Origin of the sequence: Janthinobacterium darwini (assembly GCF_051380905.1) — a bacterium.
GTDB lineage: Bacteria > Pseudomonadota > Gammaproteobacteria > Burkholderiales > Burkholderiaceae_D > Janthinobacterium.
In genome coordinates, this window is the sequence record NZ_JBNYXX010000001.1 from 702,830 (window position 1) to 714,797 (window position 11,968).

10 protein-coding genes are annotated in these 11,968 nt (G+C 63.2%); all 10 read left to right on the top strand.

The window, feature by feature from the left end:
• Positions 1-9: 9 nt before the first annotated feature.
• The 10 genes from ACQ4WZ_RS03125 to rlmD all read left to right on the top strand — a co-directional run bounded on the left by ACQ4WZ_RS03125 (position 10) and on the right by rlmD (position 11,733).
• A complete protein-coding gene (locus ACQ4WZ_RS03125) occupies positions 10-732 on the top strand; it encodes a hypothetical protein (RefSeq protein ID WP_133990048.1) in 723 nt (240 codons plus the stop codon).
• 144 nt (positions 733-876) lie between these two features.
• Positions 877-1,077 carry a YdcH family protein gene (locus ACQ4WZ_RS03130; RefSeq protein WP_010399897.1) on the top strand — a complete coding sequence of 67 codons (201 nt, stop codon included), beginning with the start codon at positions 877-879 and terminating at the stop codon, positions 1,075-1,077.
• 43 nt (positions 1,078-1,120) lie between these two features.
• Positions 1,121-3,175, top strand: a complete 2,055-nt coding sequence (yoaA, locus tag ACQ4WZ_RS03135) for a DNA repair helicase YoaA (protein WP_436572553.1) — start codon at positions 1,121-1,123, stop codon at positions 3,173-3,175.
• A gap of 270 nt (positions 3,176-3,445) precedes the next feature.
• Complete coding sequence (locus tag ACQ4WZ_RS03140) at positions 3,446-4,051, top strand: toll/interleukin-1 receptor domain-containing protein (RefSeq protein WP_034752049.1); 606 nt, start codon at positions 3,446-3,448, stop codon at positions 4,049-4,051.
• Between the two features lie 19 nt (positions 4,052-4,070).
• Positions 4,071-6,536 (top strand): tetratricopeptide repeat protein, encoded by a 2,466-nt coding sequence (locus ACQ4WZ_RS03145; RefSeq protein WP_436572554.1) that lies wholly within the window; start codon positions 4,071-4,073, stop codon positions 6,534-6,536.
• Between the two features lie 94 nt (positions 6,537-6,630).
• Positions 6,631-7,368 (top strand): 5'/3'-nucleotidase SurE, encoded by a 738-nt coding sequence (gene surE / locus ACQ4WZ_RS03150; protein ID WP_436572555.1) that lies wholly within the window; start codon positions 6,631-6,633, stop codon positions 7,366-7,368.
• Positions 7,365-8,255, top strand: a complete 891-nt coding sequence (locus tag ACQ4WZ_RS03155; protein WP_101482179.1) for a protein-L-isoaspartate(D-aspartate) O-methyltransferase — start codon at positions 7,365-7,367, stop codon at positions 8,253-8,255. Before surE ends, ACQ4WZ_RS03155 begins: the two co-directional genes overlap by 4 nt.
• Positions 8,256-8,297: 42 nt before the next feature.
• Positions 8,298-9,218 carry a peptidoglycan DD-metalloendopeptidase family protein gene (locus tag ACQ4WZ_RS03160; RefSeq protein ID WP_436572556.1) on the top strand — a complete coding sequence of 307 codons (921 nt, stop codon included), beginning with the start codon at positions 8,298-8,300 and terminating at the stop codon, positions 9,216-9,218.
• Between the two features lie 8 nt (positions 9,219-9,226).
• Positions 9,227-10,258 carry an RNA polymerase sigma factor RpoS gene (gene rpoS / locus ACQ4WZ_RS03165; RefSeq protein ID WP_101482177.1) on the top strand — a complete coding sequence of 344 codons (1,032 nt, stop codon included), beginning with the start codon at positions 9,227-9,229 and terminating at the stop codon, positions 10,256-10,258.
• Between the two features lie 131 nt (positions 10,259-10,389).
• Positions 10,390-11,733 (top strand): 23S rRNA (uracil(1939)-C(5))-methyltransferase RlmD, encoded by a 1,344-nt coding sequence (gene rlmD, locus ACQ4WZ_RS03170; protein WP_436572557.1) that lies wholly within the window; start codon positions 10,390-10,392, stop codon positions 11,731-11,733.
• The last annotated feature ends 235 nt before the right edge of the window (positions 11,734-11,968 follow it).

Genomic DNA, 11,968 nt, shown 5'->3' on the forward strand with positions numbered 1-11,968 from the left:
ATAATGAACATGATGGCAAATACACTATACAAGCTGGGAGCGGCGCTGGGCCTGGTGCTGGCATTGTCCGCCTGCGCGCACCAGGGTGCTGCGGCATTGGATGAGGTCGGCGCACCGCAGGTGCCCGCCACCCTGTCGGTGGAAGAAGCGGACGCCAAGCTGAAGCAGTCAGCCAGCGAGCGCGAGGCGGCGGAAGCTGAGTTTGCCGTGCGCGAACTGGAGTGCTACGACAAGTTTTTCGTGAATAACTGCCTGGACAAGGCCAAGGAAAAGCGCCGCCTGATCCTGGTGCGCCTGCGCGCCGTCGACGCGGAAGCGAACTACTTCAAGCGGGCCGAGTCCGTGCGCCTGCGCGATATCGACCTGGCCAGGACGCAGGAAGATGCGCGTCTCGACGCCGAGAAGCGGGCTGCGGCCATGCCCAAGCCTGTGAGGGTCGTCGCACCCGAGCCGGCGCCGCCCAAGCCGGAAGGCAAGAGTGTTGCCGAGCGCGAGGCTGAGCAAGCGGCGAAGGTGGCGAGACAGGCTGCCGCCGACGCCGCCGAAGCGCCGCGCCGCGCGGCCCGCGAGGCAGACTATGCGCGCAAGCAGGCGGACGCCGTGGCGCGCCAGAAACGCGTAGCGCAACGCCTGGCCGAGCGCCAGGCCGAAGCGCAGGCCAAGGCTGCCAAGGCAGCCGCGGATGCTGCCAGCAAGCCGGCCGCTGCTGTGCCTGTGCCGCCTGCCAATTAAGACCGCCGTGCAGGGGGATGCCGGAAATGGCGTGCCCTAACGCGCGCGGCAGGTTAAACTACGCACTTGCCGGTGATGCCGGCGTCAATGGCTGCCTGCGTACGCTGCGCGCGCCTGTTACTAACACTGCCTGGAACGCAACACATGAGCGATGCACAGCATATAGAGCGGCGCCTGATTGAACTCAACGTGGAGCACCGTGACCTCGATGCCGTCATCGAGTTGCTGATACTCGATGGTCACCATGACGAGCTGCAGTTACGCCGCCTGAAAAAGCGCAAATTGCAATTGAAAGATCACATCACCTTGCTGAAAATGCAGTTGGTGCCCGACGTTCCCGCCTGAGGGGCGCCAGTAGCGTCCAGTCCAGCCTTCACCTAAGTATATTTTGACCGATCACAATTTATTGCCTGCAAGCCCAGATGGCCAGCCTGCCGATCTGCAAGCCAGTCTGCCAGCCGAAGTCCAGGCCGCGCCTGGCAAGCACGATGCCGACATCGAGCGCCTGTTCGGCGCCGGCGGCCCGCTCGGTCCCGCCGTGGGCAGCTACAAGCCGCGCCGTTCGCAAACGGAAATGGCCAAGGCGATCGCCCACGCTATCGACAGCCAGACCACCCTGATCGCCGAGGCGGGCACGGGTACCGGTAAAACCTTCGCCTACCTGGTGCCGGCCCTGATGTGGGGCGGCAAGACCATCGTGTCTACCGGTACGAAGAACTTGCAGGACCAGTTATTTCTGCGCGATATCCCCACCGTGCGCGCCGCGCTGCAGGCGCCCGTCTCCGTGGCCTTGCTGAAGGGCCGCTCGAACTACGTCTGTCACTATCATTTGGAACGCACCCTGCAGAACGGGCGCATGACTTCGCGAGACGACGTGGGGCATTTGCGCGAAATCTCGCGCTTCATCAAGATGACCAGCTCCGGCGACAAGGCCGAACTGGCCAAGGTGCCGGAAAACGCCATGATCTGGAATCTGGTGACGTCCACGCGCGACACCTGCATGGGCGCCGAGTGCCAGTATTATCAGGATTGTTTTGTCATGAAGGCCCGCAAGGAAGCGCAGCAGGCCGACGTGGTGGTGGTCAACCACCATTTGTTTTTTGCCGACGTGGCCCTGAAGGACACGGGCGTGGCCGAATTGCTGCCGTCGGCCAACACCATCATCTTCGATGAAGCACACCAGCTGCCCGATACGGCCACTTTGTTCTTTGGCAACACGGTGTCGACGTCGCACATCCTGGAATTGTGCCGCGACGTGCTGGCCGAGGGCCTGGCGCATGCGCGCGGCATCGACTGGGCCAAGACCGTCACGGTGGTGGAAAAGGCGGCGCGCGACCTGCGCCTGACGTTCCCGCAGGATATCGTGCGCCTGTCCCTGCCGCAGATCGCCCCGTCGAGCGACTTCTTTCCCGCGCTCGACACTCTCAAAGATGAGCTCGACGGCATGGTGGCCGTGCTGGAAACCCAGGCGGAACGGGCAGAAACCCTGGAGCAGTGCCGGGTGCGCGGCGTCGAGCTGGCGCAGCAGCTGAGCGGCTGGAAGTTTGATCCGAAGGCAAAGGTGGCGGCTGGAGAAGAAGCCGTGTTCTGGGTGGAAGCGTTTTCCAGCTCTTTGCAGTTGCATAAAACACCATTGTCGATCGCGCCGATCTTCAACAACCAGCGCGAAGGCACGCCGCGCAGCTGGATTTTCACGTCCGCCACCCTGGCCGTGAAGAACGATTTCAAGCATTTTTCGGAACAGATGGGCTTGACGGGCGAACCGTCGCACACCTGGCCGAGCCCCTTCGACTATGGCCAGCAGGGCTTGCTGTTCGTGCCGCAAAACCTGCCGCAGCCCAATTCGCTGGGCTACACGGATGCCGTCATCGACTGCGCCCTGCCCATCATCGAGGCGGCGGGCGGACGCACCTTCTTCCTGTGCACCACCTTGCGCGCCGTCAAGCGCGCAGCCGAGCGCCTGGCCGATGAATTCAAGCAGCGGGGTCTGAACTTTCCCCTGTTCGTGCAGGGCGACAAGGGCCGCACGGAATTGCTGGACCAGTTCCGCGCCGCCGGCAATGGCGTGCTGATCGGCAGCCAGAGTTTCTGGGAAGGCGTCGACGTGCGCGGCGATGCCTTGTCGCTCGTGATCATCGACAAGCTGCCGTTCGCGCCGCCCGACGATCCCGTGCTGGCCGCGCGTATCGAAGTAATGGAAAAGCAGGGCAAGAACGGCTTCATGCATCATTCCCTGCCAGAAGCCATCATCAACCTGAAGCAGGGCGCAGGCCGCCTGATCCGCGACGAGGGCGACCGGGGCGTGCTGATGATCTGCGATCCACGCCTCATTTCCAAGCCGTACGGCAAGCGCATCTGGCAAAGCCTGCCACCGTTCAAGCGCACGCGCGATACCGCCGAAGTCGTGGAGTTCTTCCGCAACCTGCCCGCCAAGGGCGTTTAAGTCCCGCTTGCCGGCGCCATCAGCGCGCCGGCTTATTTTCCTTTGTTATCAAGCCTCTGGCGTTTCTTGCGCGGCGCTTGCCTGCGTGCCTGGCATGCCAATAATGGGCGTGATCGCGCCAGTTTCTGGCTTTTTCCACATGTCCAGGACGCCAGACATAGTTTTGCGCCAGCGCAAACAGGCTTGTTGCCGGGCGGTCTACAGTGAGCGCATGCCTTGCAGGATGAAGGCGCGGCGATGGCAGGGCCGCACGGGGAACAGGGGGATGCCATGGAGATCCGCTACGGCTGTTTCTTGAGCTATGCACACGGCCAATATGCGTTCATGAACAAGTTCAAGAATGATCTCATCGAGGCGCTGGCTTGCTATCTGGAGCCTCACCTCGACCGTGAGGAAGTGCTGTTCATCGACAGCGAGCAACTGGGCGGCGGTGACGATATCGACCTGCGCGTGGCGCGTGCCATGTGCCAGAGCGTCTGCATGATCGTGCTGTACACGCCCAAATATGAAGCGCACGGCTACACGCGGCGCGAGTTTGCCGCCATGCAACTAATTGAACAGGAGCGGCGCGCCTGGTATGAACTGCCCAGCCACCTTATCATCCCCATCATCATGACGCGCCATCCGGACGGCCTGCCGCCGCAAATCACGGAGTCGGGCCTGTACGTCGATTTCTCCGGCTATACGCTGGCCAGCGGCGACCTGAAGTCGAATCCGCAATACCTGCCCGACATCGAACGCATCGTGCAGCGCATCGCCACGCATTACCACCTGCTGAAGCGATCCACGCCGCCCGGCCACGATTGCAGCCGTTTCGTGTTACCCGATATTCCACCGGAATGGCGCGCCATTCCGCCTCCCCACTTTCCACGTTAATCATGTAAAAGGTCCTGACATGGAATGCCAACGCCTCTCCCTGCCACCTTTGAGCGCCCCTGGCGAAGTCGTTACCTTCTATTCCTACAAGGGCGGCACTGGCCGCACGATGGCCTTGTCGAACATCGCCGTCCTGCTGGCGCGGCGCGAGAACGCCAGCGTGCCCGTGCTGATGCTGGACTGGGACATGGAAGCGCCTGGCCTGCACCATTACTTCGAGCAGCACGAGGAACGACCGGGCGTGCTCGAGTTCTTCGAGGCGTGCCGCCAGCAGCTCGAGCGCATCAGCCTGGAAACGGCGGGCGCGCGCGCCGGCGGGCAGGACGCTGGGCGCGAGGATGCGGCGCTGGCGCAGCGCGTGCTCGACGCTATCGACTGGCAGCAATACGTGGTGCGCGTCGATCAGGGCAGCCCGCTGTACCTGATGCGCGCGGGGCGATTCGATGCCAGCTACAGCGAACGTCTGGCGCAGATGCGCTGGGACCAGTTGTTCGACGCCTGTCCGGCCCTGTTTCGTTGCTTCGCCGATACCCTGGCCCAGCATTTCCGCTATGTGCTGGTCGATTCGCGCACGGGCCGCACGGACAGCGCCGGCATCTGCACCACCTTGCTGCCGAAAAAGCTGGTGGTGGTCTTTACGCCTAACCGGCAAAGCCTGGAAGGCGTCGATGCACTCGTTACGCGGGCGATCGAGTACCGCCGCAGCCATGAAGATGAACAGCGTCCGCTGCTGATGTACCCCTTGCCCTCGCGTATAGAAATGGGCGACGGGGCGCAGCGCGCCGAGTGGCGTCGCGGCGACGCGCACAAGGGCATCGCCGGCTTCCAGCCCATGTTCGAGCGCCTGCTGCGCACCTCTTACGGTTTGTCGCAGATTGCCCTCGACAGCTATTTCGACGAAGTCCAGCTGCAGCAGACGAAAACCTTCGCCTATGGCGAACAACTGGCCGTGCGCATCGACCAGGGCGGCGACCGTTTTTCCCTCACGCGCACCTTCGAAGCCTTCTTGCACTGGCTGACGGGCGGCTATTTCCCATGGCAATCGAGCCGTGAAATCGCCTTGCTGGGCGCCATCGGCGAAGCGCGCCAGGCCTTGCTGTTCGAACCTGGCCGCGCCGTGGCCCTGCCGCTGGCGCGCGACCTGGCCCGCCTGGGCGAGCTGTATCGCAAGGACGGGCGCAGCGCGCAGGCGCTCGATGCCTTTCGCCAGAGCGTCGAGATCCGCGTACGGCTGCTGGGCGAAGAGCATCCCGACAGCCTGGAGAGCAAGAGCGGCATGGCGCGCCTGCTGCGCCAGCTGGGCAAGCTCGATGAAGCCCGCTTCCTGGAAGAGGACGTGCTCGCTGTGCGCGAGCGCGTGCTGGGCAGCGAGCATCCCGATACCCTGGCCGCCCGGGCCTGCCTGGCGCAAACCCTGTTGCTGCAGGGAGAGCTGGCGGCGGCGCTGCTGCTGCAGGATACGGTGCTGGCAACATACGCGCGCCAGCTGGGCGGCGAGCATCCGCTGACCCTGGAGGCGATGGATGGCCGCGCCGCCACCTTGCTGCGCATGGGCCTGCTGGCGCAGGTGCAGCAAGTGCTGGGCACGGTGGTGGCGGCGCGTGAGCGCCTGTTTGGCGCCGAGCATGGCGATACCTTGCGCAGCAAGCTGGCCCTGGCGCAGGCGCTGGGGCGTGAAGGCGACCTGGAAGGCGCGCGGCGCCTGCTCGCTGCCGTGCTGCAGGTGCAGGAGCGTCGCCTGGGCGGTGACCATGCCGCCACGCTGGCCACGCGTGACATGCTGGCCGATATCGTGGCTGGGCAGGGCGACTGGGCTGGCGCGCGCCAGTTGCACGAAGACCAGGTGGCGGCGCGCGAGCGCACGCGCGGGCTCGACCATCCGGAAACCCTGATGAGTCAGCGCAAGCTGGCCGAAGCGCTGCTGCGGCGCGGCGAACTCGATGCGGCGCGCAGCGTGCAGGAGCAGGTGCTGGAAGTACATGCGCGCCTGCTGGGCGAAGACCACCTTGATACCTTGCACAGCAAGAAGCAATTGGCCGGCACCCTCCAGCAGCAGGGTGACAGCGAGGCGGCGCGCCTGCTGGAGGACGCCGTGCTCAGCGGCAGCGACCGGCTGTTGAATGCGCCTGTCACGGAGCATGCGGACAGCGTGCTGGACGGCGCCCGGCATTTGCAGGAAACCATACTGGCCGGCCGTGCCAGCGGGCGGGGCGTGGCCGAGCCGGATACCCTGTCCAGCATGATCTTGATGTTGCAAGGCATGATAGAGCGTGAGCAGTATGCGCAGGCCGATGAATTGGCCGACCATATGAAGTCCTGCCTGCTGCGCCCGGGTGTGCCGGGCAAGCTGCGCAGGCGTGGCATGGCGCAGCTGAAAAGAATGTACAAATTACAAGGCAACCTGAACGCCTTGCTGGCCTTGCAGGAGGATGAAGTGCAGGCGCTGGAAGGGGCCTTGTCGGAGGCGCGCATCGGGCAGCGCTGACGCCGCGCGCCATGGCCGCGCGGCGGCACAAATAATGCTGACTATCAGCGTGCGGTACGCCCAGTGTTGGCATTGCTTCGGGTAAAATCTGCTTATGAGAATTCTTATCAGTAACGACGACGGTTACCTGGCGCCTGGCCTGGCTGCCCTGGCCGACGCGCTCGCGCCCATTGCCGAGATCGTCGTGGTGGCGCCCGACAGCAATCGTTCGGGCGCATCCAATTCGCTGTCGCTGGACCGGCCCCTGTCCGTGCACAAGGCCGCCAACGGCTTTTATTTTGTCAACGGCACGCCCACCGACTGCGTGCACGTGGCGCTGACGGGCATGCTCATCGAGCGCCCCGACCTGGTGGTGTCCGGCATCAACAACGGCCCCAACATGGGTGACGACACCCTGTATTCTGGCACTGTGGCGGCCGCCACGGAAGGCTATCTGTTCGGCATTCCTGCCATCGCCTTTTCCCAGTCGCAGTTTGGCTGGGCCAACCTGGACGCGGCCGCCCGCGTGGCCAGGGAAATCGTCGAGCGCCAGTTTGACGCCCTGCAGAAACCGTATTTGCTGAATGTGAATATCCCCGCCATCCCTTACGCGCAATTGCAAGGCATGGTGGCCACGCGCCTGGGCAAGCGCCATTCGGCTGAGCCCGTGATCCGCTCCCTCGATCCCCGTGGCCGTGAAATCTTCTGGATCGGCCCTGCCGGCGCTGCCAAGGAAGGCGGTCCGGGCACGGACTTCCATGCCGTTGAACATGGACAAGTATCGATCACGCCGCTGCAGATCGACCTGACGCATACCACCCAACTCGATGCACTGGCAAAAGGCCTGGCATGACCGATAAGCCGCGTACCTTCCCCCTTTCCCTCGATTCGCTGGCAGGCAAGCCCGCCAGGCTGGGCGGGGGGCAGTCGCTGGCCCAGTCCAGGATCGCCACACCGCAGACGGCCACGCAGAATGCGGCGCAAAACGCGGCGCGGGGCGGAGCGCCGCACCATGGTGCAGCCGTGCCCATCGCGCCGTCGCGCGCCCAGGCCATCGCCAATGAGCGGGCGCAGCCAGCGGTACTGTCGCCGCCACGGCAAAACCCGCTGGTGTCGGAGGCCGTGCGCCGGGCCATGGTGGTGCGCATCGCGAAACAGGGCGTCAAGGACCAGGTAGTGCTCGACGCCATGCAAGCCGTGCCGCGTCATCTGTTCATGGACGAGGCGCTGGCGTCGCAGGCCTATATCGACGCTTCATTGCCCATCGGCCACCACCAGACCATTTCACAGCCGTATATCGTGGCGCGCATGATCGAAGTTATGCGCCAGGGCGGCAGCTTGCAGCGAGTGCTGGAAATCGGCACGGGCTGCGGCTACCAGGCGGCGGTGCTGTCGCTGGTGGCGAAAGAGGTGTATTCGATCGAGCGCATCCGGCCCTTGCACGAGCTGGCGAAGGCCAATCTGCGCCCCCTGCGCGTGTCAAATCTGCGTTTGCAGTACGGAGATGGTATGCTTGGCCTGCCGCAGGCGGCGCCCTTTGACGGGATCATCCTTGCCGCAGCCGGCCTGGAAGTCCCGCAAGCCTTGCTGGAACAGCTGGCGCCCGGCGGGCGTCTGGTTGCGCCGGTGGGGGGCAAATTGCAACACTTACAACTCATTACCCGGGTGGGGAAAATGGAATGGACCAGCCAGACCCTGGAAGACTGCCATTTCGTGCCTTTGCGCCCGGGCATCATATGATCCTCGGATCAGCTAGCAAGCAGGACCTAAACATACATGCGAATGATTAAGAAAAGTAACATATTCCTCTGCAGCCTCGCGCTGGCCGCTCTGTTGAGCGGTTGCGGCACCACTGGTGTCCAGGCGCCCGTTGTGGAGCGCCATCCATCGAGCAGCAGCGCCGCCGCCAGCGATCCGCGCGACCGCGATCCGGCCTATTACACGGTCAAGCGCGGCGACACCCTGTTGCGCATCGCTCTGGAACACGGCCAGAATTACCGCGACCTGGTGGCCTGGAATGACTTGAGCAACCCGAACGACATCAAGGTCGACCAGGTCTTGCGCGTGCTTCCGCCGAATGGCGACACGGGCGGCGCGCAAACGTCGGCCATCGTCATGCCGCCTGTCACGGAAATCAAGCCGGCCGCCCCTGTCGTGCCGAAGAAAGCGGGCCCGCGCGGCGAGAAGCGCGCGTATTCCGACGCCACCCTGGCCGAGTTGCGCGCCGACGGCGGCACCACCGACGCCAAGCCTGCCCCGGCGCCTGCGCCCGTCGCTGCGGCCCCCGCACCAGCAGTAGTGGCCGCCGCCCCTGCCGCACAAGCGGCTGGCGATGACAAGATCAGCTGGATGTGGCCTTCCGAAGGCAAGGTCATCGGCACTTTCGACGAAGGCAAGAACAAGGGCGTCGATATCGCCGGCAAGGCGGGCCAGCAAGTGGTGGCCGCCGGCGCGGGAAAAGTCATGTATGCCGGGAGCGGAATCCGTGGTTATGGTAATCTTGTCATCGTGAAGCACAGTAATAGCTTGTTGTCGGCATATGCGCATAACCGCAGCATCCTGGTGAAGGAAGGGCAGAACGTCAACAAAGGCCAGGCCATCGCCGAAATGGGCGATTCCGATGCCGACCGCGTGAAGCTGCACTTTGAAATCCGCCAGCAGGGCAAACCTGTCGACCCTTCGAAATTCCTGCCTAACCGTTAGGTAAAGCAATGACACACGCGCCGCACGATCAGCTGGACGATGAGCCGGAACTGCCGGAAGACGGAGCGGACGAAGTCGTGACGGACGATGTCGGCGAACTTGACGGCATTGATGCCGTTGACGCGGGCGAGGGCGGCGAGGTTGCCAGCGTCAGCGTGCTGGTCGAAAGTGTCGATGAGTTGAAAAAAGTGCTGGCGGCCGAGCTGTCGACCGACACCACGCAGCACTACCTGAACCAGATCGGCACGCGGCCATTGCTGACGGCGGCGCAAGAGGTGTATTACGCCACCCTGGCCAAGCAGGGCAATTTTGAAGCCCGGCAAACCATGATCGAACACAACCTGCGCCTGGTCGTGTCGATCGCCAAGCATTACATCAACCGCGGTGTGGTCTTGCTCGACATGATCGAGGAGGGGAACATCGGCCTGATGCGGGCCATCGACAAGTTTGAGCCCGAGCGCGGTTTCCGCTTTTCCACCTACGCCACCTGGTGGATACGCCAGAGCATCGAGCGCGCCATCATGAACCAGGCGCGCACGGTGCGCCTGCCCGTGCACATGGTGCGCGAACTGAATCAAATTTTGCGCGGCAAATACCACCTGGAAGCCCAGCACCACGACGGCAAGGATGCCACTGCGGAAGACATCGCCCACCTGGTGGGGCGTCCCGTGGAAGAGGTGCAGGATATCCTGGCCCTGTCCGAACACGCCACCTCGCTCGACGCGCCGCTTGACAACGACCCGCAGTCGTCCCTGATGGACATGCTGCCGGGCGCCAGCGAAGACAGCCCCGACGCGCGCGCGGAACACCATGAAATGACGGTGCTGGTGCGCGACTGGCTGACCAAGCTGCCCGACAAGCAGCGCGTGGTCATCATGCGCCGTTTCGGTCTCGACAACGATGACCCCGCCACCCTGGAAACCCTGGCCGAGGAAATGGGCGTGACGCGTGAAAGAGTGCGCCAGATCCAGCAGGAAGCCTTGATCAAGCTCAAGCGGGCCATGGCTGCGCGCGGCGTGGTGCGCGACTCCCTGCTCTAAGGTAGCCGGTCCGGTATTTCCGGGGCTGCATCTGCTATCATACGCCCCGCTCGCGGCGCCTGACCTTTCCCCCATTCTTTCAAGTTCCAGCGCGGCCCTGCGTCCTGGCCCACTCTTACCTATTGATCGCTATGCAAGAAAATATCATCGAAATCAAATCGCTCGACATGGACGCCCGTGGCGTTGGCCATATTGAAAACGAAGACGGCTCGCCGGGCAAGGTCGTGTTTGTCGAAGGCGCATTGCCGGGCGAGCGCGTCAGCTTTGTGACGTTCAAGAAAAAGAAGAACTGGGAAATGGCCCGCATGACGGCGCTGCACCGCGAATCGTCCATGCGCGTGACGCCCAAGTGCAAGCATTTCGACAATTGCGGCGGTTGCTCCATGCAGCATCTGGAGCCGTCGGCCCAGGTGGCGATCAAGCAGCGCGTGCTGGAAGATAACTTGTGGCATATCGGCAAGGTGCGTCCGCAAAGCATCATGCGCCCCATGTATGGCCCGACCTGGGGCTACCGCTACCGCGCGCGCCTGTCGGTGCGCCACGTCAAGAAAAAAGACGCCGTGCTGGTGGGCTTCCATGAAAAGAAATCGGCGTTTGTCGCCGACATGGATAGCTGCGAAATCTTGCCGCCGCACATCTCCGCCATGCTGCTGCCCCTGCGTGGACTGATTGCTTCGCTGTCGATCTTCGACCAGATGCCGCAGATCGAGCTGGCCGTGGGCGAAGACGTCACCGCCATGGTCTTGCGCATCATGGCGCCATTGACGGCGGACGATGAAACGAAATTGAAGGCCTTTGCCGACGAGTATGGCGTGCAATGGTGGCTGCAAGTCAAAGGCCCGGAAACGGCCGTGCCGTTCTATCCGCTGGACAAGCAATTGCACTATTTGCTGCCGGAATTCGGCGTCAAGATGCCGTTCAAGCCTGTCGATTTTACCCAGGTGAACCACCACATCAACCGCGTGCTGGTGTCGAAAGCCCTGCGTTTGCTGGAAGTGCAGCCGACGGACCGCGTCGCCGACCTGTTCTGTGGCCTGGGCAATTTTACTTTGCCGCTGGCTACGCAAGGCAGCGAAGTGGTGGGCATCGAAGGCAGCACTACCCTGACGGAGCGGGCGCTGGAAAACGCGCTGGCCAATGGCCTGGCGGAAAAGACCTCGTTCTCGACGCGCAACTTGTTCGAAGTCACCACCGACGACCTGATCGCCTTGGGCCGTTTTGATCGCATCCTGATCGACCCGCCGCGCGATGGCGCCATGGCCCTGTGCCAGGCCTTGGTTGGCCTGTCGCAAGTGCGTCCCGACATGCTGCCGAAACGCATCGTCTACGTCTCTTGCAGTCCTTCGACCCTGGCGCGCGACGCCGGCATCCTGGCGCTGGAAGCTGGCTATGTGCTGAGCAAGGCGGGCGTGGTCAACATGTTCCCGCACACTTCGCACGTGGAATCGATGGCAGTGTTTGATCTGGCGCAATAAGCATTGAAAATACGGCGGGTGGCCAGGCAGGCACCCGCCGTTGCCGCGTTTGGCGGCGCAACAAACTGGCGCAATACCACTTACGCCGTATTATAAAACTGGTCTGTATTTTCCAGATCACGCTTCTTTTTTCATCCTCCCTCTGTCGTTTTTTGTTTGTCCAGTAGGACAACATGCCGTTCGCCTGGGCTGCCGCGTTTTTTACGCGGAGTGGTATTGTCCACTTTGAGTCCAC